Origin of the sequence: Burkholderia sp. USMB20, assembly GCF_000949135.2 — a bacterium.
Classification (GTDB): domain Bacteria; phylum Pseudomonadota; class Gammaproteobacteria; order Burkholderiales; family Burkholderiaceae; genus Burkholderia.
Map to the genome: position 1 here is coordinate 789,460 of NZ_JTAN02000021.1, position 26,040 is coordinate 815,499.

Here is a 26,040-nt window from a genome sequence, read left to right on the forward strand (position 1 = left end):
GCCCCCGCGGGGGGCGCCTTGCATGGGACCGGGGTAAGCGCTGAAGCGCCAACTCCGGTCGACGGCGAACGAAGTGTGCGTGGGGGTCGTTTCATGTCAGCGCTCCAGCTACGGGGGACGTCGTCAGGAAACGTCCCGGCAAATACGGTTCGATGTCGATGGGCGGCCGCTCGCCGGTCATCAATGCGGCGACGAGCCGCGCACTGCCCGGCGCGGTCGTCACGCCCAGCCCTTCGTGCCCGACCGCGAGCCATACGCCCGGCCGCGCCGGATGTTCGCCGAGCAGCGGCAGACCGTCGGGGCTCGCGGAACGGAAACCCGTCCACGCGCGAATCCCGTTCAGGTCGGCCAGGTCGGGCAAATAGCCGACAGCGCGGCGCAGCATGCGCGCGAGGACCGGCGGCTCGATGCGCGCGTCCTCGGTATCGAACTGGCGCGACGAGCCGATCAGCAGCTGGCCGGTCGGCCGCGGCTGCACGTTGAACGCGACCGACGTGCCGTCGCTCGCGTGCGCGCTCGCCGCATAGCCGAGTTCGACGAGCTGGTGCGACACCCGGCCCGGGTAACGATCGGTGATCAGCAGATGCCCCTTCTTCGGGCGCAGCGGCAGCTCGGGCAACAGCGTGCGCGCGGCGACGCCGTTCGCAACGACCACGCGTTCCGCGCGCAGCGTGTCGCCGCTCGCGAGCGTCACGCTCGGACCATCGACCGCCACCGCGCGCTCGCGCCGCAACGTGATGCCCGGCGCGCGCTGCAGCAGCCAGCTCGCGGCGACGGGCGCATAGAGAATCGCGTCGCCGGGGATCTTCAGCGCGCCGCCGAGGCCCGCGCGCAGCATCGGCTCGAGTTGCGCGAGCGTCGCCGCGTCGATCAGTTCGCCCGCGACGCCATGTGCGGCGAGCGTCGCCTGCTTGGTGCGCGCGAGGTCCATCTCGCTGGAATCGGCCGCGAGCCACAGCGTGCCGCAGTTGCGGTACGCGCAGCCTTCCGGCATCTCGCCGGCGAGCGCGCGCCACAGCTCGATCGAGTAATGGCTCAGCGCGAGCTCCGCCGCGTTGTCGTCCATCGCGACGAGGTGCCCCATGCCGGCGCCGGTTGCGCCGCCGCTCGCGTCATCGACGACGAGCACGCGCAGCCCGCGCTGCGCGAGTTCGTGCGCACACGCCGCGCCGACGATGCCGGCGCCGATCACGACGACGTCGGTCCTGATTTCACTCACGACACGATGCCCCAGCCGAACGGATCGTCTTCCTCGATCAGCAGCGTCGCTTCCGCGCTCAGGTGCGCGCTGCCGCGGATCGTCGGCACGATGCCGCCGTCGGCCTGCGCATAGCTCGCCTGGAACACGCTGCCGATCACGCTCGCCTGCCGCCACACGACGCCCGGCTCGAGCTTGCCGTCGGCCGCGAGGCACGCGAGCTTCGCGCTCGTGCCGGTGCCGCACGGCGAGCGGTCGTACGCGTGGCCCGGGCACAGCACGAAGCTGCGGCTGTCGTGCTCGGGGTCGTCAGCGAACAGTTCGATATGGTCGATCTCGCCGCCATTCGCGCCGGTGATGCCCGCGCGCTCGAGCCCCGCGCGCACCGCGGACGAATAGGCGGTCAGCGCCGCAACGTTGTCGCCGGCCACGCGCTGGCCGTGATCGCTGATCAGGAAGAACCAGTTGCCGCCCCACGCGATGTCGCCCTTCACGGGGCCGTAGCCCGGCACGTCGACATCGACGGCCTTCGCGTGGCGATACGCGAGCACGTTGCGCACGCTGACCGACAGGTCGTCGTGCAGCGTCGCCTCGACGGTGCCGACCGGCGTTTCGATCCGGTGCACGCCCGGCTCGATGCGGCCCATGTGATGCAGCGTGCGCACGACGCCGATCGTGCCGTGCCCGCACATCCCGAGATAGCCGCTGTTGTTGAAGAAGATCACGCCGGCCGCCGCCTCCGGCGACACGGGATCGCACAGCAGCGCGCCGACCAGCACGTCGCTGCCGCGCGGCTCGAGAATGCACGCGGTGCGATAGCGATCGTGCTCGCGCGCGAGCACGTCGCGGCGCTCGGCCATCGTGCCGTTGCCGAGCGAGGGGAAACCGGACACGACGAGCCGCGTGGGTTCGCCGCCCGTGTGCGAATCGATGATCTGGATGCGCTTCATCATGAGCCGTCCGATGTGGGGAAAAGAGCATAGCTTCCTCCGTCGCGCGTCCGTCCGCTTGTGGCTTTTCGATAAGGACGGCGACGAAATCGGCACAGTGCGAAGCGCCCTTCGCGGCCCTTCCGGCCACTGTGCCGATTTCGTCATTTTGCTCCGCGATCCGGCTCAAGCGTGATGGGTGTTTGCACGGCGATACTGGTTGCACGTCGACACGCCTGTCGTCGACCGATACGAAGCAGGAGATTGCAGTGAGCCGAAACGCCATCCAGCGGACCGGAGTTTTCCCCGCCCTCAGCAACCGGTTCGCACCGGGCGCTTCCACCCCTTTCGACGCCGCGCACCGCGCCGGACGGAACCGGGCGAACCGCTGACCGATTTCCCCCCCGGCGGTGCAACGGCATCCCCCGTCGCATCGCCGCTTCCGGTCCGGCATGGCTCGCGCGGGCCGTTCGCTGCGGCGCCAACCCGCGCCGCGCATGAACGGCCCCCGGCCCGCGCCGGTCGCTCGAACCGGTCGCACGCCGGCCGGCAGGTGTTGCGCCGCTGCTCCGTCGGAGCGCGGCGCAAGCCACACCTGCACCGATATTTCCCAGGAGACAAACCCATGCCAGGCCAAGGCAACACCCACCCGTCCGTCCCGCTTTCCCGTTCCGTGCCCGCCGACGGCGGTCACGGCAAATTCAAGAAGCAGTTGTCGCTGACCGACCTGACGTTCATCGGCCTCGGCGCGATCTTCGGTTCGGGGTGGCTGTTCGCCGCGAGTCACGTGTCGACGATCGCCGGCCCGGCCGGCATCTTCTCGTGGCTGCTCGGCGGCTTCGCGGTGCTCCTGCTCGGCATCGTCTACTGCGAGCTCGGCGCCGCGCTGCCGCGCGCGGGCGGCGTGGTCCGCTACCCGGTGTTCTCGCACGGCCCGCTGCTCGGCTACCTGATGGGCTTCATCACGCTGATCGCGTTCTCGAGCCTGATCGCGATCGAAGTGGTCGCCGCGCGCCAATATGCGGCCGCGTGGTTTCCCGGTCTCACCAAGGCCGGCTCGAGCGACCCGACCACGCTCGGCTGGCTCGTGCAGGCCGCGCTGCTGTGCTTGTTCTTTTACCTGAACTATTCGAGCGTGAAGACGTTCGCGAAGGCGAACAACATCATCAGCATCTTCAAGTTCATCGTGCCGCTGTCGGTGATCGCGGTGCTGTTCACGTTCTTCAAGCCCGCCAACCTGACCATGCACGGCTTCGCGCCGTTCGGCATGCCGGGCATCGAGATGGCCGTGTCGGCCGGCGGCATCATCTTCGCGTACCTCGGCCTCACGCCGATCGTGTCGGTCGCGAGCGAAGTGCGCAATCCGCAGCGCACGATCCCGATCGCGCTGATCCTGTCGATCCTGCTGTCCACGCTGATCTACGTGCTGCTGCAGCTCGCCTTCATCGGCAGCATCCCGACCGACATGCTCGCCGCCGGCTGGCACGACGTGAGCAAGGCCTTCTCGCTGCCGTACCGCGACATCGCGCTCGCACTCGGCGTGGGCTGGCTCGCGGTAATGGTGGTGGCCGACGCGATGATCTCGCCGAGCGGCTGCGGCAACATCTACATGAACGCGACGCCGCGCGTCGTCTACGGCTGGGCGAAGACGGGCACGTTCTTCAAGGTGTTCACGCGTGTCGACGAAGCGTCGGGCATCCCGCGCGCGGGCCTGTGGCTCACGTTCGGCCTCGCGATCTTCTGGACCATGCCGTTCCCGTCGTGGGAAGCGCTGATCAACATCGTGTCGGCCGCGCTCGTGCTGAGCTACGCGGTCGCGCCCGTGTCGGTCGCCGCGCTGCGCCGCACCGCGCCCGGCCTGCCGCGGCCGTTCCGCGCGGTGGCGTTCGGCATCACCGGCCCCGCGTCGTTCGTGATCGCCGCGCTGATCGTCTACTGGTCGGGCTGGAGCACGGTGTCCTGGCTGCTCGGCCTGCAGATCGTGATGTTCGTGATCTATCTCGCGTGCCGCCGCTGGGTGCCGACCGCGCACCTGAGCATCGCCGAACAGGTGCGCTCGTCCGCGTGGCTGATCGCGTTCTACGCGGCCATGATCGTGCTGTCGTACTTCGGCGGTTTCGGCGGCACGGGCCAGCTCGCGCATCCGTACGACACGGTCGTCGTCGCGGCCGTCGCGCTCGTGATCTTCTACTGGGGCGCCAACACCGGCATCCGTTCCGACAAGCTGCAGCTCGAAGACGACGAAGACTGACGCACCCGCTTTCCCCTTTCCACTCCGGCCGGGCGCATCACGTCCGGCCCCGCATTTTCCGAGGAAGAACCATGCAACTCACAGGTCAGCTCCTGATCGGCCAGTCGGCCGTCGCCGGACAGAACGGCACCCTTCACGCGATCGCCGCCGCGACCGGCGAACCGCTCGAGCCCGCGTTCGGCGGCGCGAGCCTGCACGACCTGGAGACGGCCTGCGCGCTCGCCGACGAAGCCTTCGACACGTATCGCGAAACGGGCCCCGAGCAACGCGCCGCGTTTCTCGACGCGATCGGCCGCAACATCATGGCGCTCGGCGACGACCTGATCGAGCGCTGCGTCACCGAAACGGGGCTGCCGCGCGCACGCATCGAAGGCGAACGCGGCCGCACGGTCGGCCAGCTCGCGCTGTTCGCGTCGCTCGTGCGCGACGGCGGCTACGTCGATGCGCGCATCGACCCGGCCCGTCCGGACCGCAAGCCGCTGCCGCGCGTCGACCTGCGCCTGCGCAACGTCGCGATCGGGCCGGTCGCCGTGTTCGGCGCGTCGAACTTCCCGCTCGCGTTCTCGGTCGCGGGCGGCGATACGGCATCGGCACTCGCGGCCGGCTGCCCGGTGATCGTCAAGGCGCACTCCGCGCACCCGGGCACGTCCGAGCTCGTCGGCCGTGCGATCCAGCAGGCCGTGCGCGAATGCGGGCTGCCGGCCGGCGTGTTCTCGCTGCTGTTCGACGCGTCGCGTGAAATCGGCCAGGCGCTCGTCGCCGATCCGCGCATCAAGGCCGTCGGCTTCACCGGCTCGCGCCGCGGCGGCGTCGCGCTGATGAACATCGCGGCCGCGCGCCACGAGCCGATTCCGGTCTATGCGGAAATGAGCTCGATCAATCCGGTGCTGCTGTTCCCGGCCGCGCTCGACGCGCGCCACGACACGATCGCGCCGCAATTCGTCGCGTCGCTCGCGCTCGGCGCCGGCCAGTTCTGCACGAACCCGGGGCTCGTGCTCGCGGTCGACGGCCCCGCGCTGCGCGCGTTCGAAGCCGCGGCGGCCACCGCCGTGCAGGCAACCGCCGCGCAGACGATGCTGACGCCGCACATCCACGCGAGCTATGCACAAGGCGTGGCCACCCTGCGCGCGCACGACGCGGTCGAGTTGCTCGCGGAAGGCGTGGAAGGCGGCCGCTACCAGGCGCGCGCGGCGCTGTTCGCGACGTCGGCGGACGCGTTCATCGCCCACCCCGAACTGCGCGACGAAGTGTTCGGCCCCGCGTCGCTGATCGTGCGCTGCCCGGATGCCGACACGCTGCACCGCGTGCTGAAGTCGCTCGAAGGCCAGCTGACGATCGCCGCGCATCTCGCCGACGGCGACGCCGCGCTGTTCGCCGCGCTGCGCCCGACGCTCGAGCGCAAGGCCGGCCGCATTCTCGTCAACGGCTTCGGCACGGGCGTCGAGGTCGGTCATGCGATGGTGCACGGCGGCCCGTTCCCGGCCACGTCCGACACGCGCACCACGTCGGTCGGCGCACGCGCGATCGAGCGCTTCCTGCGCCCCGTGTCGTACCAGGACGTGCCGGACGCGCTGCTGCCCGACGCCATCCGCAACGGCAACCCGCTGAACGTGCCGCAACGCATCGACGGCGTGCCCGCGCCGCGGGAAGCGCGCGATGTCTGAGCCGCTCGCCGAAGTCGTCCTGTCGCTCGACGAGGTGCACGCACTCGCGCTGCGGGTGCTGACGCACCACGGGATGTCCGCTGCGCACGCGCAGGCGATCGCCAGCGTGATCACGCAGGGCCAGCGCGACGAGTGCCACTCGCACGGCGTGTACCGGCTGCTCGTGTGCGTGCGCTCGCTGAAGAAAGGCAAGGTCGATCCGCAGGCCGTGCCGACGCTGCGCCGGCTGTCGTCGTCGATCGTCTCGGTCGACGCGCATCGCGGCTTCTCGCTGCTGAGCTTCGAGACCGGCCTGCCGGTGCTCGTCGAGATGGCGAAGCAGCACGGGATCGCCGCGATGACGATCAACCGCTGCTACCACTTCTCGGCGCTGTGGCCCGAGGTCGAGGCGATCGCCGCCGAGGGGCTGGCCGGCATCGCGATGAACCCGAGCCACAGCTGGGTCGCGCCGGAAGGCGGCCGCGAACCGGTGTTCGGCACGAACCCGATCGCATTCGCGTGGCCGCGCCCGGACGGCGTGCCGTTCGTGTTCGACTTCGCGACCAGCGCGATCGCGCGCGGCGACATCGAGCTGCATGCGAAACAGGGCAAGGCGATCCCGCCGCACTGGGCGATCGACGCCGACGGTCAGCCGACCACCGACCCGAAGGCCGCGCTGCAGGGCGCGATGCGTACCTTCGGCGGCCACAAGGGCTCGGCGCTCGCGGCGATGGTCGAACTGCTCGGCGGCGCGCTGATCGGCGACATGACGAGCCAGGAGTCGATGGATTTCGACGAAGGCGTCGGCGCGACGCCGTGCCACGGCGAACTCGTGATCGCGTTCGACCCGAAGGTGTTCCTCGGCGACGAGCTCGACGCGGGCCTCGCGCGCGGCGAGCGGATGTTCGCGTCGATCACCGGGCAAGGCGCGCGGCTGCCGTCGCAACGGCGCTTCGATGCCCGCGCGCGCAGCATCGCGCACGGCGTGCGGATTCCGCAGGCGCTGTACGACGAAATCCTGACGCTGCTCGACTGACGCGCGATCGGCGGGTACGGCGCACGGCTTTATCGTCGACAGAACGGGCGATGACGCCGCCGCCCGGCTCCGCCGGCGATGGCCGGCGTCCGCCTTCGTGCCTGGTGCGCCCGGTTCGCCTTCACGCTCGGCGCACCGAGGCGCTGTCCGGCGCACCACGCCACCCGTGCCCTCGCCCGCGTCCGCGGGCGCCGCACGCCCGGCGGCTGTGGGATAATCGCCGAGTTTGCCCAGGGCGCAGCTCAAGAGGTTGTTCGCACGGGCGCGCGAGAGGCCTTTATTCCCGTGCCTCCACCCTTTTCCGCGATATTTCTTCAGCCATACCATGCCCACATACCGTTCCAAAACTTCCACCGCCGGCCGCAACATGGCAGGTGCGCGCTCGCTGTGGCGCGCCACCGGCATGAAAGACGACGATTTCTCGAAGCCGATCATCGCGGTCGTCAACTCGTTCACGCAGTTCGTGCCCGGGCACGTGCACCTGAAGGATCTCGGCCAGCTCGTCGCGCGCGAGATCGAGGCCGCCGGCGGCGTCGCGAAGGAATTCAACACGATCGCGGTCGACGACGGCATCGCGATGGGCCATGACGGCATGCTCTACTCGCTGCCGAGCCGCGACATCATCGCCGACTCGGTCGAATACATGGTGAACGCGCACTGCGCGGACGCGATGGTCTGCATCTCGAACTGCGACAAGATCACGCCGGGGATGCTGATGGCCGCGATGCGCCTGAACATCCCGGTGATCTTCGTGTCGGGCGGCCCGATGGAAGCCGGCAAGACGCGCCTCGCGAACCCGGTCACCAAGGCCATCGAACTGAAGAAGCTCGACCTCGTCGACGCGATGGTGATCGCGGCCGACCAGTCGTATTCGGATGCCGACGTCGCCGAAGTCGAACGCTCGGCGTGCCCGACCTGCGGTTCGTGCTCGGGCATGTTCACCGCGAACTCGATGAACTGCCTGACCGAAGCGCTCGGCCTGTCGCTGCCCGGCAACGGCACGGTCGTCGCGACGCACGCCGATCGCGAGCAGCTGTTCAAGCGCGCCGGCCGCCGCATCGTCGAGCTGACCCGCCAGCACTACGAGCAGGACGACCTGCGCGTGCTGCCGCGCTCGGTCGGCTTCAAGGCGTTCGAGAACGCGATGACGCTCGACATTGCGATGGGCGGTTCGACCAACACGATCCTGCACCTGCTGGCGATCGCGCAGGAAGCCGGCATCGACTTCACGATGAAGGACATCGATCGCCTGTCGCGCAGCGTGCCGCAGCTGTGCAAGGTCGCGCCGAACACGAACAAGTACCACATCGAGGACGTGCACCGCGCCGGCGGCATCATGGCGATCCTCGGCGAGCTCGACCGCGCCGGCAAGCTGCACACCGACGTGCCGACCGTGCACGCGCCGTCGCTGAAGGACGCGCTCGACCAGTGGGACATCGTCCGTACCGAAGACGAAGCGGTCCGCACGTTCTACCTGGCCGGCCCGGCCGGGATCCCGACGCAGGTCGCGTTCAGCCAGGACACGCGCTGGCCGAGCCTCGACCTCGACCGCGCCGAAGGCTGCATCCGCTCGTACGAGCATGCGTTCTCGAAGGAAGGCGGCCTCGCCGTGCTGACCGGCAACATCGCGCTCGACGGCTGCGTGGTGAAGACGGCCGGCGTCGATGAAAGCATCCTCGTGTTCGAGGGCTCGGCCCACGTGACCGAGTCGCAGGACGAAGCGGTCGAGAACATCCTGAACGACAAGGTCAAGGCCGGCGACGTCGTGATCGTCCGCTACGAAGGCCCGAAGGGCGGCCCCGGCATGCAGGAAATGCTGTACCCGACGAGCTACATCAAGTCGAAGGGCCTCGGCAAGGCATGCGCGCTGCTGACCGACGGCCGCTTCTCGGGCGGCACGTCGGGCCTGTCGATCGGTCACTGCTCGCCGGAAGCGGCGGCGGGCGGCGCGATCGGCCTCGTGCGCGACGGCGACAAGATCCGCATCGACATCCCGAACCGCACGATCGACGTGCTCGTTTCGGACGAGGAACTCGCACGGCGCCGCGAGGAGCAGAACGCGAAGGGCTGGAAACCGGCGCAACCGCGCCCGCGCAAGGTGTCCGCGGCGCTGAAGGCCTATGCGAAGCTGGTGATGTCGGCCGACAAGGGCGCCGTGCGCGACCTGTCGCTGCTCGACGACTGACGCGCGCGGCGGGCCGTACGACGGGCCCGACCGCGTCGATCGGGAGCCGCTCTCCGGAGCGGCATCGGACTGCTGACGAACCCCACGTTTTTCGGAGCGTGGGGTTTCGTTTTTTCAGGAACAGGCTTGCAGGGGCGCGATGAGCGAGCCGACCGATCCGTTTTTCGTCCGGCGCAGGCCAAGGGCCGCGACCCCGCTGCCGTCGGCCGGTCAACGGCGAAACTCGTCGCTGCTGCCTCCACCCCCGCCACCGCCGTGGTTCCCGCCGCCGTTTCCGCCGCCCTGCGGCCGTGCGCCGCCGTAACCTCCACCACCCTGATGCGTCGGCGGCACCATCATCCGGGCCGCGCCACCGCTCGGTGCGGGCGGTGACGATTGCGGCGGGGGCGCCGACTGACGGGCAGCCGCGCCAGGCATCGGCGCGGGCGCGGGTGCGGCCTGCGGCGCCGGCGCGCGGTTCGGGCCGTTCCAGCCGCCGCGCGTGGCCGACGGCCGTGCATCATGCCGCTCGGACGGCTCGCCGCCCGGCGCGCGCTGAACCGGCCCGCCCGGCTGCGGGCGCCCGTAGGCCGGCGGCATCCCGCCGGGGCCGATGCGCGGCTCGGCACGATGCTCCCAGCGCTCGCGATCGTGAAACCACGGCCGGTGGCGGTAATAGCGGTCCCAGTACGCGCCGATCGCGAACCCGGTCACCGGCACGCCGATGATCGCGCCGTATTCGAGCAACGGCACGTAATTGCCCTGGTACGGATAGTCGAGCTGCTCCGCGTCGATCCAGCCGCGCACGCCCGGCAGCGCGACGTCGCACCACGAGTAGTCGCTGAGGCAGCCGAACACGTCCAGCGCGGTGCCGGGCGGAATCTGCGCGACGACCGGATAATCGGGCGCCGGCCCCGCATAGATTTCGGCCCCGGAATTCGTATAGGCGCTGCTTTGCGCGTCGGCGAGGCCCGGTATCGCGGCGACACCGAACAGGACGACGCACAGACTTCGGATGATCGTGTTGCTCATGTTGCTCTCCCGCGCGGTGCCGCCACGCGTCGGTCAGTGTCGATGGCCCCCGCCCCAATGCCCGCCTCCCCAGTGGCCGCCGCCCCAGGGACGGCGCCAGTACCCGCCGCGGTAGCCGCCGCCCCAATGCCCCCAGAAGCCGAGGCCGATCGTGACGGGCGGCCCGTACCAGCCCGGGTAATACGCGGGATAGTAAGCCGGGTAAGGCACATAGACCGGCGCGGCATATACCGGAGCCGGCGCGTCGGCGTAATCGTCCGCCGGCGGCGGCACGGCCGGCACCGCGGGTGTCGACGGGACGACCGGCCCGGCATTTGCCGGCGCTGCCGGGAGTTCGCGCTGCGACACCGTGGCAGGCACGGGTGCGTAATACGGCGCGTAGCCGTACGGGCTCGTGTAATAACAACCGCTCAGCGCGAGCATGGCCAGCGCCATGACGGCAGGCCTCGCGGCGGAAATCGGGTTCATTTCATGCTCCGAAGGAATCCGCGCGTCGCTGCGTGGCGCGCGCCTGACTCTAGCTTACGTCCCCCGCATATTTCTGCGGGTTTGATCCGTTACTTTTTGTTTCCACGGGTCGAATCCAGGTCGCAACCGGGCGGGCATGCCGCATGCTCGCGCGTCAGCCGCGCCGACGTTGAAGTTGACGCAAATGCCCTCAACTTGAACATCGAGTCAGGCTGGCCGGCGCGGACGGGCGTTCGCGGCCTCCGGGAGCCTGAAACCCGCGGACTTCGGCCCGCCCAGACAGGAACGCGGCTCACGCCGCCATCGACATGACTACGCCACGCCCCACGCTTCGGGCGGACACGCCCCTCGAACCGATCATCCAGCTGCTGGCGCTTGCCGGCGAACAGGGTTATCTGACGCACGCCGACCTCGTCGACGCGCTGCCGCCGGAAAGCGACAGCCCCGACGCGCTGGACGTCGTGCGCGCCGCGCTCGCGGACATCGGCATCGCCGTGCTCGACGAGCCGGCCGCGCCGGTGCCGTTCGCGGGCGCGGCGCCGGTCGACGTCGATCGCGACGCGCTCGACGAGGGCCGTGCGCTGCTCGGCGATCTGGCCCGCGGCACGAGCGCATCGACCGATCCGCTCGCGCTCTACATGCGGCGCATCCATGCGGTGCCCCTGCTCAAGCGCGAGGACGAAATCGTGCTGGCCCGCGAAATCGAAACGGGCCGCCATCAGATCCTGCACGCGCTCGCCGGCTGTCCGGCGGCCGTCGAGGCGCTGCTCGCGCGCCACGGCGCGACGAGCGCAACCGGCGCGGCCGCCAACGAAGGCGATGACATCGGCGACGGCGAAGGCAACGCACCGGTGCCTGCACGCTACGACACGCTGCAGGACGCGGTGACGGCCGTGCGCCGCGCATTGCACGCGCAGGGCTGCCGCTCGGCCGAATACCGCGATGCGCGCAACCGCCTGGCCGCGCTGCTCGGTTCGCTCGCGTGGGTGGCACCGGCCGTCGACGACGCAAGCCGCGTCGTGCGCGCACTGGCCGCCGCGCCGGTCGACGCCGCGACGGACGCCGCCGCGAGCACCGACGCCGCATGCTTCGACATGGTCGCGCGGCGTGCGCTCGGCGCCGCGCTGAGCGACGGCCAGCAGAAGGTGCGCGACGGTACGCGCGCGATGCTCGAGGCGAACCTGCGGCTCGTGCTGTCGATCGCGCGCAAGTACATGAACCGCGGCGTCGACCTGCCCGACCTCGTGCAGGACGGCTGCCTCGGCCTGATGCGCGCGATCGAGAAGTTCGAATACCGGCGCGGCTTCAAGTTCTCGACCTACGCGACCTGGTGGATCCGGCAGGCGGTCGCGCGCGCGGTGGCCGATCGCGCGCGCACGATCCGCGTACCGGTGCACGTCGGCGACCAGTACCAGCGCGTGCATCGGCACGCACTGCGCTTCCGCCAGCGCACCGGCCGGCGCGCGACGCCGGCCGAACTCGCGGCCGAAACCGGGCTCGCCGAGGACAAGCTGCGCGCGGTGCTCGCGCTCCCTGCCGAGCCGGTGTCGCTCGACGCGCCGCTGCCCGACGCGGACGCCGGCCTCGTCGACCTGATCGAGGATCAGGCTTCGGCGAGCCCGTTCGAGCAGCTGGCCGACACGCGGATGCGCGAATGCGTGACGTCGCTGCTGCGCTCGGTCACGCCGGCCGAGGCCGACGTGCTGCGCCGCCGGTTCGGCCTCGGCGGCGCCGAGCCCGACACCTACGACGCGATCGCGCAGGACGCGGGCATGTCGCGCGAACGCGTGCGGCAGATCGAGAAGCGCGCGCTCGCCGCGCTGCGCACGGCCGCGGAGGCAGAAGGCGCGCAGACGTTCCTCGAAGCGTGACGCATCGCACGTTCGTGCCGCGACCCGGCACGAACGTGCGCGGCCCGCTTCCGCCTGTGCAACGTTTGCTATTGACGCACATCAAGTTTTGTTCGTCGCCCGCCCCGACAATATGTTGAAATAAAAGGTAGACCGGCGCGTGACCCGCCGCGTCCATTCCGTTTGCACATCCCCGGGCTCCGCACATGCAAACGACCATCGGCCAGACACACGAGGAAAACCGGCAAATCGCGGCCTGCCTGCGCGAAGCCGCGCAGTTGCTTGCCGAACAGGGGGCGAATCCTTATCGGGTTGCCGCCTACCGCGCGTCGGCCGACACGATCGCCTCGCTCGAAGACGGCATCCGCACCCGGTTCGACGCGGGCGGCGTCGATTCGCTCGGTGCACTGCCGGAGATCGGCACGGGCGTCGCCCAGGCGATCGCCGAATTGCTGGTGACCGGACGCTGGCGCCTGCTCGACCGGCTGCGCGGCGACGCGGAGCGCGCGTCCGCATTCGAAGCCGTGCCGGGCATCGGCCACGCGCTCGCGCTGCGGATTCACGACCAGTTGCACATCGATACGCTCGAGGATCTCGAACGCGCGGCCCGCAGCGGCCAGCTCGAAGCGATCGCGGGCGTCGGCCCGCGTCGCGCGGCCGGCATCCGCGCGGCGCTCGACGACGTGCTGACCCGGCGCCGGCGCTGGCAAGGCCACACGCGCAACGCCGATCTCGGCACGGAGCCGCCGGTCGAGCTGCTGCTGTATATCGACCGCCTGTACCGCAACAAGGCCGCCGCCGGCATCCTGCCCACGCTCGTGTCGCGTCGGCTGAACGCGGACCTGAGCGTTCAGCCGCCCGTGATGCACATGACGAAAGGCGGCTGGCATTTCACCGCGCTGTGCCCGTATCCCGTTCGCCCGCAGGAGTCCACCCGCACCGCCGACTGGGTCGCGCTCTACTTCTACGATGCGCTGCAATGCGAGTACCAGAGGACGGTCGTCACCGAAACGCTCGGCTCGCTCGTCGGCAAGCGCATCGTGCGCGGACGCGAGATGGAGTGTCGTGTGTATTACGCGGGATGATCCGCTCGGGAGCGCCGGCCGCCGCGGTACGGCCGCCCCGCCGCCCGCCCGCGCGCGCCGTTCCGGCAAACCGGACCGCTTGACCGCTTACGTGCCGTCCGTCTTCGTGCGGCGCACCGGATGACGATGCGCGGCGATGCGCAGCAGCTTGCGGAACGACGGACACTCGAGATGACTCGGCGCCGGGCACACGGCCGCATGGCGCAACGCATCGCGCACCGCGCCGAGACGGCGGATCGTACGGTCGAGCTCGTCGGCCTTGTCGTCGAGTTTCGCGCGGTCGAGCGCGAGCCGGCCGTCCGCGCCGAACATCGCGACGATGTCGTCCAGCGAAAAGCCGGCCTCGCGGCCGAGCGCGATCAGCGCCAGGCGCTCGAGCACCGATTCGTCATACTGGCGCCGCAGCCCGTGACGGCCGGTCGGCACGATCAATCCCTTTTCCTCGTAGTAGCGCAGCGTCGACGCGGGCAATCCCGAGCGGCGCGCGACATCGGCGATGTCCAGACGGCTCATGCTTGATCTCAAGTGAACTTGAGGTTGCAAGATAGCGGCCCGACTCCTCCGACACAAGCCCGGACCGCCCCGCCGTTGCCGCAGCCGCCCCGCCGTTGCCGGCCGATTCAGCGGCGCCGCGCCCGCGCCCGCGTCATTCGCCGCCGCTGTCGATCAGGTTGTGACGCACGCGCCCGAGCAGGCGCACGAGCGTGTCGCGCTCGTCGCGCGTGAAGCCGCGCAGCCCGTCGTCGGTGACGGTGTCGCCCACTTCCAGCATCTGCGGAAAGATCTCGCGCGACTTGTCGGTCAGCCGGATCACGAACGCGCGGCGATCGTCGTCGTTCGCGATGCGTTCGATCCACCCGCAGCCTTCCATCCGGTCGAGCAGCCGCGTCAGCGAGATCGGCGTGATCTCGAGCCACTCCGCGAGCCGCGCCTGATTCATCTCGCCCTTCCACGTCAGGTACGCGAGCACGCGGCTTTGCGCGCGCGTCAGTCCGAGGCGCTTCGCGCGCCGGTCGAACAGGCGTCCTTGCAGGCGGGCCACGTCGGAAATCAGGTAGCCGATCCGGTTCTCGTAAGTCTTGTCCATGCGGCGATTATAGGGGCAGGCCGCGAATGACCCGCGGCTCGGATCAAGCGATGAGCACAAACATAATAAGCATGCTTATAATTCGAGCGATACCGGATCGCCGCCCACGGCGACCGCCTCTCGGAGACACCCGCTTGAATCCCGCCGCAGCCGCCACCGCCTCGCCGCCCGCCCTCAATCGGCCGATGCTGACCCTGTCGATCATGCTCGCGACGCTGATCCAGACGCTCGACAGCACGATCGCGAACGTCGCGCTGCCGCACATGCAGGGCACGCTGTCCGCGTCGCAGGACGAAATCACCTGGGTGCTGACCTCCTACATCGTCGCCGCGGCGATCGCGACGCCGCTGACCGGCTGGCTGTCCGACCGGCTCAGCATGAAACGGCTGCTGACGATCTCGATCGCGGGCTTCACGATCGCGTCCGCGCTGTGCGGGCTGTCCGAGTCGCTCGTGCAGATCGTCGGCGCGCGGCTGCTGCAGGGCGTGTTCGGCGCCGCGCTGGTGCCGCTGTCGCAATCGATCCTGCTCGACATCAACCCGCGCGAGAAACAGGGCCAGGCGATGGCGATCTGGGGGATGGGCGTGATGGTCGGCCCGATCCTCGGCCCGACGCTCGGCGGCTGGCTCACCGACAGCTACAACTGGCGCTGGGTATTCTTCATCAACGTGCCGATCGGCGCGTTCGCACTGGCCGGCGTGCTGACCTTCCTGCCCGCGCGCGCACCGCGCCCGCACGTGAAATTCGACGCGTTCGGCTTCGCGACGCTCGCGCTCGCGATCGGCGCGTTCCAGGCGATGCTCGACCGCGGCGAACAGCTCGACTGGTTCGGTTCATACGAAATCCGCATCGAGGCGCTCGTCGCGGCGCTGAGCTTCGCGTTCTTCCTCGTGCATACGGCGACCGCCGGCCACGCATCGTTCTTCAAGTCGGAATTGCTGCGCGACCCGAACTTCGCGACCGGCACGCTGTTCATCTTCGTCGTCGGCGCGGTGCTGTACGCAACGCGCGCGCTGCTGCCGCCGATGCTGCAGAACCTGATGGGCTATCCGGTCGCGACGACGGGGCTCGTCACCGCGCCGAGCGGCGCGGGCACGATGATCGCGATGCTGTTCGTCGGACGATTGCTGAAATACGTGGACGCGCGGGCGCTGCTGCTCGCCGGGCTGGCGATTTCCGCGCTCGCGCTGTGGCAGATGATGCAGTACACGATCGTGCTGTCCGAGGCGGACATCGTGTGGCCCGGGGTGGTCCAGGGCTTCGGCCTGGGGCTCGTGTTCGTGCCGCTGAGCGCGCTGTCGTTCTCGACGCTGCAGCCCGAACTGCGCGCGGACGGCACGGCCACCTACAGCCTGATGCGCAACATCGGCAGCAGTATCGGCATCTCGATCGTCCAGACGCTGATGACGCGCAACACGCAGGTCGCGCATGCCGACCTCGCGACCCACATCACGCCGTTCGACCCGGCCGTGCAGGCGATCGCCGGCAGCCACGTCGACATCGCGCTGCTCGACCGCACGATCAACCAGCAGGCCGCGATGATCGCCTACCTGAACGACTTCAAGCTGATGTTCGTCGCGACGCTGCTGATGATCCCGCTGTTGCTGCTGATCCGCCCGCCGCAGAAAACGGCGAGCGTCGACGTCGCGCACGCGGCGATGGATTGACGCAGTGCGGCGGGCACCTGCCCGCCGCGGGTCGCGACGTCAGGCCTTCATCGTCCCGGTGCGCACGTAGCGCTCGTGCCACGACAGCGCCTCGGCGAGCAGATGCGGCGTGTGCTTGCCGAAGCTCTCGCGCGACGCGCGCTCGAAGTAGTCCTCGAGCATCGGCCGGTAGTCGGGATGCGCGCAGGTCGCGATGATCTTGCGCGCGCGCTGCTTCGGCGACAGGCCGCGCAGGTCGGCGAGCCCCTGCTCGGTGACGACCACCGCGACGTCGTGCTCCGTATGGTCGACGTGGCTCGCCATCGGCACGATCCGCGAGATCGCGCCGCCCTTCGCGGTACTCGCCGACATGAAGCACGACAGGTAGCCGTTGCGCGCGAAGTCGCCCGAACCGCCGATGCCGTTCTGGATCTTCGTGCCCATCACGTGCGTCGAGTTCACGTTGCCGTAGATGTCGGCCTCGATCATCCCGTTCATCGCGATGCAGCCGAGGCGGCGCACGAGTTCCGGATGGTTGCTGATCTCCTGCGGGCGCAGCAGGATCTTTTCGCGGAACGTCGCGATCTCGTCCGCGAAGCGCTGCACCGCAGCCGGGCTCAGCGACAGCGCCGTGGCCGACGCGAAGCTCAGCGTGCCGTCGTCGAGCAGGTCGAGCATGCCGTCCTGGATCACTTCGGTGTACGCGGTCAGGTTCGAGAAGCCGGCCGAGCTGAGTTCCGCGAGCACCGCGTTCGTGATGTTGCCGACGCCCGACTGCAGCGGCAGCAGGTTTTCAGGCAGGCGGCCGCGCTTCACCTCGTGGCGCAGGAAGTCGATCAGTTGCAGCGCGATCTGCTTCGACGTGGCGTCCGGCGCGGAGAACGCGTTGCTGCGGTCCGGCGCGTCGGTCTCGACGATCGCGACGATCTTCTCGGCCGGGCAGCGCAGGTACGGCTCGCCGATCCGGTCGTCGCTTTTCGTCAGCGGAATCGGCTTGCGGTGCGGCGGCAGCGCGGTGCCGTAATAGACGTCGTGCATCCCGTCGAGGCCGAGCGGCTGGCGCGCGTTCACTTCGAGGATCACGTGCTTCGCCTGCTCGAGCCACGTCTTGTTGTTGCCGATCGACGCGGACGGAATCAGCAGGCCGTCCTCGCGGATACCCGCGACTTCGACGATCGCGACGTCGAGGTCGCCGTACAGCCCGAACCATGCGTATTGCGCGACGTGACTCAGGTGGACGTCCTGGTAGTCGACTTCGCCGTTGTTGATCTTGTCGCGCAGCGTCGGGTCGGACTGGTACGGCAGGCGCATCGAGATGCCGTTGGTGCGGGCGAGCGCGCCGTCGAGTTCGGGCGCGGTCGATGCGCCGGTCAGCACGTTGATCCGGAAGTCCTCGCCGCGCGCGTGGGCCGCGTCGATGTGGGCGGCGAGCGCGGCGGGCACGGCCTTCGGATAGCCGGAACCGGTGAAGCCGCTCATGGCGACGGTCATGCCGGGGCGGATCAGCGCGGCGGCTTCGTCGGCGGTGCGGACGAGCGAACGCAGGGCGGGAGCGAGGATGCGTGAAGAAGACATGGCTGTATATCTGACGCTTTTGGTCTGTCGTTGACGTCGCGGGGGGTGTCTCCTGGGCGACGCGAAGCCCTTGGGGCCGCGAGGGGCGGCCCGGCACCACGGGCACGGTCGGAGTATCGCAGAGGCCATCGCCGCGAAATGTCCGTTGAATGCAAAAGATACTTGCCGAATGCGCCGGGTATCGAACGGCCGTTCTGTGACAGGGAGCCGGCTGCGCATCGAATGCAGTCGAAAGGTGCACGAAAGCGGACCGCCAATTTGCCGCACGCGGATTACAAATTGCTTGACGCCAATCGATCGAGATCTTTCCGGATTGACCGCGCAAACGCGGGGAATCCGCATGCGACGGCCGATCGGCGATCGCCGCGGCCGATTGTCTCCCGACGCGGCTTTTGCGGGCCTGATGCACATCAACGCGACGACGCGCGCGGAGCGCCGCCGCGCCCGCGCGCAAGGCCCGTCCGCCCTTGACAGCCGCGCGATGCGAACCACACTGGAGCAGGTAAGGCCCGCCTGTGCGAACGCCGTTTCGCGCATCCGGTTCGCAACCGGCCGATGTCCGGAATACGCGGTAACACTCTCGTATGTCAGGACATTGATCGAATAAAAAGCAACAAATTACAATTCCGTATATATTTCGCCGATGGACCAAAGAAAAACCGCCACACGTTCCGAACCGCCCCTGCCACGCACCTGGGATGCGCGGCTCGCGCGCTCGCTCGTACGCCCGCTGATCGACACGCCCGTCACCCCGAATCACCTCACTACCCTTCGTCTGCTGATCGGCCTCGCCGGTGCCTGGTGCCTCGCGCAAGGCGGCTTCGGCTGGATCAACGCGGGGGCATTCCTGATCGTGCTGTCGAACTTCGTCGACCACACCGACGGCGAACTCGCGCGCATCAGCGGCAAGTCCAGCAAGATCGGTCACTTTTACGACCTCGCGGCCGACGCGTTCGTGACGGTCGCGCTGTTCGTCAGCATGGGCCTCGGCATCGTCGCCCAGGGCGGCCAGATGGCCGCGTCGCCGGTGCTGCTCGGCGCGGTGGCCGGTGCGGCCGTCGCGCTGATCTTCTTCCTGCGCATGCGGATCGAATCGATCGCCGGCAAGGCCGGCACCAAGCAGGCGTTCGCAGGCGGCTTCGAGACGGAAGACGTCCTCTACCTGCTGCCGATCGTGACGCTCGTCGACGGCGTGCAGCCGTTCCTGCTCGCGGCATCGATCGGCGCCCCGCTGTTCGCCGCGTGGGTCGTGATCGACTGGTGGCGCATCGTCCGCCGCGGCAATCTCCCGCAGAACCCTACCGAAATCCAGGTTTCCAAATGACTCCTAGCACGCGCGACGACTCCGTGCTGAGCCCGGCACGCCCCGCGCCTGCGCGCGCGGCAGCGGCCGATCCCGATCGCACCGTGGCCGACTGCGTCGGCCGTCTCGACCTCGACCGCCTGCGCGGCGACTACACGCGCCAGGGCTCGTTCCTGTACCTCGACGCATTCCTGCCGGCCGACGCGCACGCGAAGCTCGCGGCCGCCGCCCGCGCGATGCAGGCCGGCCTGAACCGCAATTACCTGCCCGGCCACAAGCAGGGCGGCAGCGTGAGCCGGCACACGATCGACGAGCAGGCGCCGTACATCGCGGAGCTGTACCGCTCGAAGGCACTGATCGGCTTCCTCGAGAAGGTCACCGGCGACAAGCTGATGCTGTCGCCGGACGACGATCCGCATGCGTACGCGCTGTACTACTACACGAAGCCGGGCGACCACATCGGCTGGCACTACGACACGTCGTACTACGACGGCCGTCGTTACACGCTGCTGATCGGCGTGATCGACGAGTCGTCGTGCCGGCTCGACTACGAACTGCATACGCGCAATCCCGACGTGCCCGACGAACCGGGTTCCGTGCAGATCGCAGACGGCGGCATCGTGCTGTTCGACGGCGACAAGCTGCGCCATCGCATCACGCCGCTCGGCCAGAACGAGACGCGCGTGTCGCTCACGTTCGAATACGTGACCAACCCCGGCATGCGGCCGTGGAAGCGCTTCATCTCGAACATGAAGGACGCGATCGCGTATTTCGGTTTCCGCCAGGTGTTCAAGCAGTTGGCTACGCGCCGGTCGAGCGGGTCATGACACGCGCCGGCCTGATCCTGCTGTCCCTCGGAACGGCACTGTTCGTCGCCCTGCTCGCGTGGCAGGGCGTCGGCGCGGTCGCGTCGACGTTCCTCGCGGCCGGCTGGGGCCTCGCGCTCGTCGCGGCATTCCACGTCGTCCCGCTCGTGATCGACGCGCTGGCGATCTCGGTGATGTTCCGCCGCGGCCAGCCGGGCGCCGAGCTCGGCAACGCGCTGCGCGCGCGCTGGGTCGGCGAATCGGTGAACAGCCTGCTGCCCGCCGGGCAGATCGGCGGCCCGGTGCTGATGGTGCGCCACCTCGCGCAGCGCGGCACGCGGATGGCCGACGCGGCCGCCGCGGTCACCGTCAGCACGACGATGCAGGCGCTCGCGCAGATGGCGTTCGCGCTGATCGGCATCGCCACGTTCAGCGTGTATGCGACGCACGAGTCGGTCGCTCACCTGCGCACGCCGGCGCTGATCGCCACCGGCGTGCTCGGCGCGCTGGCCGTCGCGTTCTACGCGGCGCAGCGGCGCGGGCTGTTCGGCCGCGGGCTGCGCCTCGCGTCGAAGCTGCTCGGCCCGCGCGACTGGTCGTCGCTCGCGACCCGCGCGGACGCGATCGACGACGCGGTCGGCGCGCTGTACCGCGATCGCGCGAAGGTCGCGAAGACCTTCGCATTGAGCCTCGCCGGCTGGATCGTCGGCACCGCCGAAGTGTGGCTCGCGCTGCACTTCCTCGGGCACCCGGTCAGCTGGCTCGACGCGCTGCTGCTCGAGAGCGTCGGCCAGGCGATTCGCGGTGCGGCATTCGCGATCCCGGGCTCGCTCGGCGCACAGGAAGGCGGTTACCTGCTGCTCGCCCCGCTGGTCGGCCTGCCGCCCGACGCGGCGCTCGCGCTGTCGCTCGCGAAGCGCGCGCGCGAACTCGCGCTCGGCCTGCCCGGCCTGCTCTATCTGCATTTCAGTGAAAGAAACTGGCAGCGGCGCCGTGCGCCGCAGCCCATCGCCGACTGATCGTTCAGATCCGCCGGCTTTTTGGTTGGAGAACCCATGCGAGCCATCATTCTTGCGGCAGGCCTCGGCTTGCGCCTGCAACAACCGCCTGAGGCGCAATTTCCGAAGTGCCTGCTGCGCTTCGACGACGTGTCGCTGCTCGAGCGCCATCTGCGCGTGCTCGACGCCGCCGGCGTCGATGAAATCGTGCTCGGGCTCGGCTTTCAGCACGAGAAGGTCGAGCAGGAACTGAAGCGCCTCGGCCGCACGGCCGAGATCGTGATCAACGAGCGCTACGACCTCGGCAGCGTGCTGACCGTGCATACCGTCGCCGATGCGATGACGCGCGGCGGCGACGTGCTGCTGATGGACGCCGACGTGCTGTACGACGAGAACATCCTGCACGCGCTGGTCGCCGACGCCGACAAGTCGGTCGACCGCCTGCTGATCGATCGCGACTTCGAGGCCGGCGACGAACCCGTCAAGCTGTGCCTGAAGAACGGCGTGCCGGTCGAGCTGCGCAAGCAGCTCGCGGTCGACCTCGACTACGACACGATCGGCGAGTCGGTCGGCTTCTTCCGCTTCACCGAAGGCACCGCGCGCCGCCTCGCGAAAATCGTCGCGGGCTACGTCGACAGCGGCCGCGCGAACATGCCGCACGAGGAAGCCGTGCGCGACCTGCTGCTCGAAGGCGGCCACGCGTTCGACGTCGCCGACGTCACGGGTTCGCCGTGGATCGAGATCGACTTCCCGAACGACGTCGCACGCGCGACGCAAGAGATTCTCCCCCTGATTCAACGCACGACCGCCGGAGCCGCACGATGAACGCACGCGAACCCAACTTCTCCGAATCGCGCAGCGCACGCCTGCGCCGCATGCTCGTCAGCAGCGAACTCGAATTCCTGATGGAAGCGCACAACGGCCTGTCCGCGCGCATCGTCCGCGAAGCGGGCTTCAAGGGGATCTGGGCATCGGGCCTCGCGATCTCCGCGCAGTTCGGCGTGCGCGACAACAACGAGGCAAGCTGGACGCAGGTCGTCGACGTGCTCGAGTTCATGGCCGACGCGAGCGACCTGCCGATCCTGCTCGACGGCGACACCGGCTACGGCAACTTCAACAACGTGCGCCGCCTCGTGAAGAAGCTCGAGCAGCGCGGCATCGCCGGCGTCTGTATCGAGGACAAGCAGTTCCCGAAGACCAACAGCTTCATCGGCGGCGAGCGCCAGCCGCTCGCGGAAATCGACGAGTTCTGCGGCAAGATCAAGGCCGGCAAGGATTCGCAGACCGATCCCGACTTCTCGATCGTCGCGCGTGTCGAAGCGCTGATCGCAGGCTGGGGGATGGACGAGGCGCTGCGTCGCGCGAACGCGTACGCGGAAGCCGGCGCCGACGCAATCCTGATCCACAGCAAGCTGTCGCGCCCGGACGAGATCCTGCAGTTCGCGCGCGAATGGAGCGGCAAGGCGCCGCTCGTGATCGTGCCGACCAAGTACTACAGCACGCCGACCGACGTGTTCCGCCAGGCCGGCATCAGCACCGTGATCTGGGCGAACCACCTGATCCGCGCGTCGGCATCCGCGATGCAGGCGACCGCGCGCGAGATCCACGAGAGCGAAACGCTGATCAACGTCGAGGACCGCGTTGCATCGGTCAACGAGATCTTCCGCCTGCAGGACGCCGACGAGTACTCGGCCGCCGAGCGCATCTACCTGTCGTCGTCGTCGCGCGCGTCGAACGCCGCGATCGTGCTCGCCGCGAGCCGCGGCAAGGGCCTCGAAGCCGTCACCGAAGACAAGCCGAAGGTCATGCTGCCGGTCGCCGGCAAGCCGTTGCTGCGCTGGCTCGTCGACGGCTTCAAGACGCACGGCGTGAACGACATCACCGTGGTCGGCGGCTATCGCGCCGACGCGATCGACACGTCGGGCATCAAGCTCGTGGTCAACGAACGCCATGCGCAGACGGGCGAACTCGCATCGCTCGCATGTGCGGCCGAACGCCTGACCGGCGACACCGTGATCTCGTACGGCGACCTGCTGTTCCGCAGCTACATCGTGCGCGACCTCGCGGAGAGCGAGGCCGAGTTCAGCGTCGTCGTCGATTCGTCGCTCACGGAAACCAACCAGAGCGTGCGCGACTTCGCGTTGTGCTCGGCGGCGGACGACCGCGGCCTGTTCGGCCAGAAGACGTATCTGCAACGTGTGTCGAGCGACGTCGCCGCCGGCACGCCGCACGGCCGCTGGATCGGTCTCCTGAACGTGCGCGGCGCGGGCGTCGATCGCCTGAAGGCGATGCTCGCGACGCTGCAGGCACGCCCCGATTTCGACGCGCTCGACATCCCGTCGCTGCTCAACGAGCTGATCGCCGCCGGCGAGAAGATCGAGGTCCAGTACGTGCACGGCCACTGGCGCGGCGTCAACGATCTGGAAGACTTCCGCCGCGCGGGCGACTTCGCGCACGGCCAGACGCCGCTGTCCGAGCCGGGCGCCGGCAACGGGGGCGCGCAATGATCGAAGCGGCCCAGTTCGTCGAGGCCGCGCGCGAACGCGGCTTCGACTGGTACGCGGGCGTGCCCTGCTCGTACCTGACGCCGTTCATCAACTACGTGCTGCAGGACCCGACGCTGCACTACGTGTCGGCCGCGAACGAAGGCGACGCGGTCGCGCTGATCGCGGGCGCCACGCTCGGCGGCAAGCGCGGGATCGCGATGATGCAGAACTCGGGGCTCGGCAACGCGGTGAGCCCGCTCACGTCGCTGACCTGGACGTTCCGGCTGCCGCAGCTGCTGATCGTCACGTGGCGCGGCCAGCCGGGCGTCGCCGACGAGCCGCAGCACGCGCTGATGGGCCCGATCACGCCGGCGATGCTCGACACGATGGAGATCCCGTGGGAGACGTTCCCGACCGACCCCGCACAGGTCGGCCCGGCGCTCGACCGCGCGATCGCGCACATGGACGCGACGGGCCGCCCGTACGCGCTCGTGATGCAGAAAGGCAGCGTCGCGCCGTATGAGCTGAAGGCGAATCCGGCGGCCGCGCCGCGCGCGCATGTCGCCGCGCAATCGTCGTCGCGTGCGGCGTCGGCCGACGCGTGGCCGACCCGCCACGACGCGCTGCAGCGCGTGATCGCGCACACGCCGGTCGATTCGACCGTCGTGCTCGCGTCGACCGGCTTCTGCGGCCGCGAGCTCTATGCGATCGACGACCGCCCGAACCAGCTGTACATGGTCGGCTCGATGGGCTGCGTGACGCCGCTCGCGCTGGGTCTCGCGCTCGCGCGCCCCGACCTGCGCGTGGTGGCCGTCGACGGCGACGGCGCCGCGCTGATGCGCATGGGCGTGTTCGCGACGCTCGGCACCTACGGCCCGGCCAACCTCACGCACGTGCTGCTCGACAACGGCGCACACGAATCGACGGGCGGCCAGGCGACCGTGTCGCAGCATGTGTCGTTCGCGGGTGTCGCGGCCGCATGCGGCTATGCGTCGGCCGTCGAAGGCGACACGCTCGACGTGCTCGATGCAACGCTCGCCGCGCGGGCCGACGGTGCGCAGTTCGTGCGCGTGGCGATCCGCACGGGCGTGCCCGACGGCCTGCCCCGCCCGACCGTCACGCCGGTCGAGGTCAAGACCCGCCTGATGCGGCATATCGGCGCCGCGCAGGCTGAAGCCCACGCCGAAGGAGCTCATTGATGCTGCTGCTGAATCCCGGCCCGGTCACGCTCACCGAACGCGTGCGCCGCAGCCTGCTGCAACCCGACCTGTGCCATCGCGAAAGCGAATTCTTCGATCTGCAGGATGAAGCGCGTGCGCGCCTCGTCGCCGCGTACGAGCTCGATCCGGCCGAATGGGCCGCCGTGCTGATGACCGGCTCGGGCACCGCCGCCGTCGAGAGCATGATCGCGGCGCTCGTGCCGCAGGACGGCAAGCTGCTCGTGATCGAGAACGGCGTGTACGGCGAGCGCATCACGCAGATCGCGATGCAGTACGGAATCGCGCACGAGGTGCTGAAGCACGAATGGATGCAGGCGCCCGATCTCGCGCAGATCGCCGCGCGTCTCGACGCGGGCGGTTATTCGCACGTCGCGGTGATTCATCACGAAACGACGACCGGCCGGCTGAACGACCTCGGCGCGATCGCCGACGTGTGCCGTGCGCGCGGCGTGAAGATGCTCGTCGACGGCGTCAGCAGCTTCGGCGCCGAAGCGATCGACTTCGCCGGCGGCGTGATCGACGCGGTCGCCGCGACCGCGAACAAGTGCCTGCACGGCGTGCCGGGTGCCGCATTCGTGATCGTGCGCCGCAGCGCGCTCGCGAAGGCCGCGAGCCGCACGTATTACCTTGATCTCGGCCGGCTCGCGAAGCTGCAGGATCAGCGCAATACGCCGTTCACGCCGTCCGTGCACGCGTACTACGCGCTCGTCGAGGCGCTGCGCGAGTTCGACGAAGCCGGTGGATGGCGCGCGCGCCATGCGCACTACAAGGCGCTCGCCGATCAGGCGCAGGCCGGGCTCGCGGCGCGCGGGATGTCGCTCGTGCTGCCGGAAGGCGCGTCGTCGGTCGTGCTGCGTGCGTACCGGCTGCCGCAAGGCGTCACGTACGAGACGCTGCACGACGGGCTGAAGGCACGTGGCTTCGTGATTTACGCGGGGCAAGGCGGGTTGTCGAAGGAACTGTTCCGCATTTCGACGATGGGCGCGATTCAAGCGGCTGATGTCGAGCGGTTGCTGGAGGGTTTTACGGCGCTGACGCAGTAACGCTACTCGCTTCGTCGACGAAAGGCCCGCAAGGGCCTTTTTTGTTGTTTGCGAGGTTCGGGGAAAGACTCGACTGTGCAGGTGACATTTGGCCGGCCGCGGGCACATGCGAGTGGCTGTCGGCGAACCAATGCCGTCATTGCCCCGACGAAAACCGTACGTTGGGCGCAGTTGCGAGCCGGTGCCCGGTCGAGCGTCGGATCGGTTTCATCTTGATATC

At 69.2% G+C, this 26,040-nt stretch carries 22 protein-coding genes; 15 read left to right on the top strand and 7 right to left on the bottom strand.

The features are described 5' to 3' along the window. Positions 1-91: 91 nt before the first annotated feature. Entirely contained in the window at positions 92-1,219 is a 1,128-nt protein-coding gene (locus PL79_RS33815; RefSeq protein WP_044842885.1) for an NAD(P)/FAD-dependent oxidoreductase, read from the bottom strand. Continuing rightward, the gene (locus PL79_RS33820) at positions 1,216-2,148 is read right to left on the bottom strand and encodes a 4-hydroxyproline epimerase (protein ID WP_044843139.1); all 933 of its coding nucleotides are present in this window, start codon (positions 2,146-2,148) and stop codon (positions 1,216-1,218) included. The genes PL79_RS33815 and PL79_RS33820 overlap by 4 nt, the downstream gene beginning before the upstream one ends. A gap of 604 nt (positions 2,149-2,752) precedes the next feature. Between PL79_RS33820 and PL79_RS33825 the strand changes: the two genes are divergently transcribed. The 4 genes from PL79_RS33825 (at position 2,753) to ilvD (ending at position 9,242) form a co-directional block, all read left to right on the top strand. Next, on the top strand, positions 2,753-4,378 hold the full coding sequence (locus PL79_RS33825) for an APC family permease (protein WP_044842883.1): 1,626 nt from the start codon (positions 2,753-2,755) through the stop codon (positions 4,376-4,378). A gap of 71 nt (positions 4,379-4,449) precedes the next feature. Further along, positions 4,450-6,042 carry an aldehyde dehydrogenase (NADP(+)) gene (locus PL79_RS33830; protein WP_044842882.1) on the top strand — a complete coding sequence of 531 codons (1,593 nt, stop codon included), beginning with the start codon at positions 4,450-4,452 and terminating at the stop codon, positions 6,040-6,042. Beyond that, positions 6,035-7,057, top strand: a complete 1,023-nt coding sequence (locus tag PL79_RS33835) for an Ldh family oxidoreductase (RefSeq protein ID WP_044842881.1) — start codon at positions 6,035-6,037, stop codon at positions 7,055-7,057. Before PL79_RS33830 ends, PL79_RS33835 begins: the two co-directional genes overlap by 8 nt. A 325-nt stretch (positions 7,058-7,382) precedes the next feature. Next, positions 7,383-9,242 carry a dihydroxy-acid dehydratase gene (gene ilvD, locus PL79_RS33840; protein ID WP_044842880.1) on the top strand — a complete coding sequence of 620 codons (1,860 nt, stop codon included), beginning with the start codon at positions 7,383-7,385 and terminating at the stop codon, positions 9,240-9,242. Positions 9,243-9,452: 210 nt separating this feature from the next. Here ilvD and PL79_RS33845 read toward each other — a convergent pair whose 3' ends face one another. Both PL79_RS33845 and PL79_RS33850 read right to left on the bottom strand, forming a co-directional pair. Beyond that, positions 9,453-10,253 (bottom strand): SH3 domain-containing protein, encoded by an 801-nt coding sequence (locus tag PL79_RS33845; RefSeq protein ID WP_135801199.1) that lies wholly within the window; start codon positions 10,251-10,253, stop codon positions 9,453-9,455. A gap of 33 nt (positions 10,254-10,286) precedes the next feature. Continuing rightward, positions 10,287-10,721: a hypothetical protein gene (locus PL79_RS33850; RefSeq protein ID WP_044843995.1), complete on the bottom strand. Its 435-nt coding sequence runs from the start codon at positions 10,719-10,721 to the stop codon at positions 10,287-10,289. Between the two features lie 308 nt (positions 10,722-11,029). Here PL79_RS33850 and PL79_RS33855 point away from each other — a divergent pair, with 308 nt between their 5' ends. After that, positions 11,030-12,592, top strand: a complete 1,563-nt coding sequence (locus PL79_RS33855; protein ID WP_044843994.1) for a sigma-70 family RNA polymerase sigma factor — start codon at positions 11,030-11,032, stop codon at positions 12,590-12,592. 185 nt (positions 12,593-12,777) lie between these two features. Further along, positions 12,778-13,656, top strand: a complete 879-nt coding sequence (locus PL79_RS33860) for a helix-hairpin-helix domain-containing protein (protein WP_044843993.1) — start codon at positions 12,778-12,780, stop codon at positions 13,654-13,656. 87 nt (positions 13,657-13,743) lie between these two features. Here the strand turns inward: PL79_RS33860 and PL79_RS33865 are convergent, their stop codons facing one another. Together PL79_RS33865 and PL79_RS33870 are read right to left on the bottom strand one after the other, a co-directional pair. Further along, entirely contained in the window at positions 13,744-14,169 is a 426-nt protein-coding gene (locus PL79_RS33865; protein WP_044843992.1) for a helix-turn-helix domain-containing protein, read from the bottom strand. Positions 14,170-14,302: 133 nt separating this feature from the next. After that, complete coding sequence (locus PL79_RS33870; RefSeq protein ID WP_044843991.1) at positions 14,303-14,743, bottom strand: MarR family winged helix-turn-helix transcriptional regulator; 441 nt, start codon at positions 14,741-14,743, stop codon at positions 14,303-14,305. 134 nt (positions 14,744-14,877) lie between these two features. Between PL79_RS33870 and PL79_RS33875 the strand changes: the two genes are divergently transcribed. Beyond that, positions 14,878-16,410, top strand: a complete 1,533-nt coding sequence (locus PL79_RS33875) for a DHA2 family efflux MFS transporter permease subunit (protein WP_044843990.1) — start codon at positions 14,878-14,880, stop codon at positions 16,408-16,410. A gap of 39 nt (positions 16,411-16,449) precedes the next feature. Here the strand turns inward: PL79_RS33875 and PL79_RS33880 are convergent, their stop codons facing one another. Beyond that, positions 16,450-17,964 carry an acetyl-CoA hydrolase/transferase family protein gene (locus PL79_RS33880; protein WP_044843989.1) on the bottom strand — a complete coding sequence of 505 codons (1,515 nt, stop codon included), beginning with the start codon at positions 17,962-17,964 and terminating at the stop codon, positions 16,450-16,452. Positions 17,965-18,247: 283 nt separating this feature from the next. Here PL79_RS33880 and PL79_RS33885 point away from each other — a divergent pair, with 283 nt between their 5' ends. The 8 genes from PL79_RS33885 to PL79_RS33920 are packed head-to-tail and all read left to right on the top strand — an operon-like array spanning position 18,248 to position 25,820. Next, positions 18,248-18,571, top strand: coding sequence for a hypothetical protein (locus PL79_RS33885; RefSeq protein WP_135801200.1), 324 nt, complete (start codon positions 18,248-18,250; stop codon positions 18,569-18,571). A gap of 36 nt (positions 18,572-18,607) precedes the next feature. Then, entirely contained in the window at positions 18,608-19,288 is a 681-nt protein-coding gene (locus PL79_RS33890; RefSeq protein ID WP_044843988.1) for a CDP-alcohol phosphatidyltransferase family protein, read from the top strand. Next, positions 19,285-20,094, top strand: coding sequence for a HalD/BesD family halogenase (locus PL79_RS33895; protein WP_044843987.1), 810 nt, complete (start codon positions 19,285-19,287; stop codon positions 20,092-20,094). The genes PL79_RS33890 and PL79_RS33895 overlap by 4 nt, the downstream gene beginning before the upstream one ends. After that, a complete protein-coding gene (locus PL79_RS33900) occupies positions 20,091-21,092 on the top strand; it encodes an HpnL family protein (RefSeq protein ID WP_044843986.1) in 1,002 nt (333 codons plus the stop codon). The genes PL79_RS33895 and PL79_RS33900 overlap by 4 nt, the downstream gene beginning before the upstream one ends. A gap of 36 nt (positions 21,093-21,128) precedes the next feature. After that, positions 21,129-21,896 carry a phosphocholine cytidylyltransferase family protein gene (locus PL79_RS33905; protein ID WP_044843985.1) on the top strand — a complete coding sequence of 256 codons (768 nt, stop codon included), beginning with the start codon at positions 21,129-21,131 and terminating at the stop codon, positions 21,894-21,896. Continuing rightward, positions 21,893-23,578: a phosphoenolpyruvate mutase gene (gene aepX / locus PL79_RS33910; protein ID WP_044843984.1), complete on the top strand. Its 1,686-nt coding sequence runs from the start codon at positions 21,893-21,895 to the stop codon at positions 23,576-23,578. Before PL79_RS33905 ends, aepX begins: the two co-directional genes overlap by 4 nt. Next, positions 23,575-24,756, top strand: a complete 1,182-nt coding sequence (gene aepY / locus PL79_RS33915) for a phosphonopyruvate decarboxylase (RefSeq protein ID WP_044843983.1) — start codon at positions 23,575-23,577, stop codon at positions 24,754-24,756. The genes aepX and aepY overlap by 4 nt, the downstream gene beginning before the upstream one ends. Then, entirely contained in the window at positions 24,756-25,820 is a 1,065-nt protein-coding gene (locus PL79_RS33920; protein ID WP_044843982.1) for a 2-aminoethylphosphonate aminotransferase, read from the top strand. Before aepY ends, PL79_RS33920 begins: the two co-directional genes overlap by 1 nt. The last annotated feature ends 220 nt before the right edge of the window (positions 25,821-26,040 follow it).

What these genes read in the sequence shown, in the direction of transcription:
- PL79_RS33830 (WP_044842882.1), top strand. Translation starts at nt 4,450, where the DNA reads ATGCAACTCACAGGTCAGCTCCTGATCGGCCAGTCGGCCGTCGCCGGA.
- PL79_RS33900 (WP_044843986.1), top strand. Translation starts at nt 20,091, where the DNA reads ATGACACGCGCCGGCCTGATCCTGCTGTCCCTCGGAACGGCACTGTTC.
- PL79_RS33890 (WP_044843988.1), top strand. Translation starts at nt 18,608, where the DNA reads ATGGACCAAAGAAAAACCGCCACACGTTCCGAACCGCCCCTGCCACGC.
- PL79_RS33865 (WP_044843992.1), bottom strand. Translation starts at nt 14,169, where the DNA reads ATGAGCCGTCTGGACATCGCCGATGTCGCGCGCCGCTCGGGATTGCCC.
- PL79_RS33895 (WP_044843987.1), top strand. Translation starts at nt 19,285, where the DNA reads ATGACTCCTAGCACGCGCGACGACTCCGTGCTGAGCCCGGCACGCCCC.
- PL79_RS33860 (WP_044843993.1), top strand. Translation starts at nt 12,778, where the DNA reads ATGCAAACGACCATCGGCCAGACACACGAGGAAAACCGGCAAATCGCG.
- PL79_RS33920 (WP_044843982.1), top strand. Translation starts at nt 24,756, where the DNA reads ATGCTGCTGCTGAATCCCGGCCCGGTCACGCTCACCGAACGCGTGCGC.
- PL79_RS33880 (WP_044843989.1), bottom strand. Translation starts at nt 17,964, where the DNA reads ATGTCTTCTTCACGCATCCTCGCTCCCGCCCTGCGTTCGCTCGTCCGC.
- PL79_RS33845 (WP_135801199.1), bottom strand. Translation starts at nt 10,253, where the DNA reads ATGAGCAACACGATCATCCGAAGTCTGTGCGTCGTCCTGTTCGGTGTC.
- PL79_RS33850 (WP_044843995.1), bottom strand. Translation starts at nt 10,721, where the DNA reads ATGAACCCGATTTCCGCCGCGAGGCCTGCCGTCATGGCGCTGGCCATG.
- aepY (WP_044843983.1), top strand. Translation starts at nt 23,575, where the DNA reads ATGATCGAAGCGGCCCAGTTCGTCGAGGCCGCGCGCGAACGCGGCTTC.
- PL79_RS33825 (WP_044842883.1), top strand. Translation starts at nt 2,753, where the DNA reads ATGCCAGGCCAAGGCAACACCCACCCGTCCGTCCCGCTTTCCCGTTCC.
- PL79_RS33905 (WP_044843985.1), top strand. Translation starts at nt 21,129, where the DNA reads ATGCGAGCCATCATTCTTGCGGCAGGCCTCGGCTTGCGCCTGCAACAA.
- PL79_RS33835 (WP_044842881.1), top strand. Translation starts at nt 6,035, where the DNA reads ATGTCTGAGCCGCTCGCCGAAGTCGTCCTGTCGCTCGACGAGGTGCAC.
- PL79_RS33870 (WP_044843991.1), bottom strand. Translation starts at nt 14,743, where the DNA reads ATGGACAAGACTTACGAGAACCGGATCGGCTACCTGATTTCCGACGTG.
- aepX (WP_044843984.1), top strand. Translation starts at nt 21,893, where the DNA reads ATGAACGCACGCGAACCCAACTTCTCCGAATCGCGCAGCGCACGCCTG.
- ilvD (WP_044842880.1), top strand. Translation starts at nt 7,383, where the DNA reads ATGCCCACATACCGTTCCAAAACTTCCACCGCCGGCCGCAACATGGCA.
- PL79_RS33820 (WP_044843139.1), bottom strand. Translation starts at nt 2,148, where the DNA reads ATGAAGCGCATCCAGATCATCGATTCGCACACGGGCGGCGAACCCACG.
- PL79_RS33855 (WP_044843994.1), top strand. Translation starts at nt 11,030, where the DNA reads ATGACTACGCCACGCCCCACGCTTCGGGCGGACACGCCCCTCGAACCG.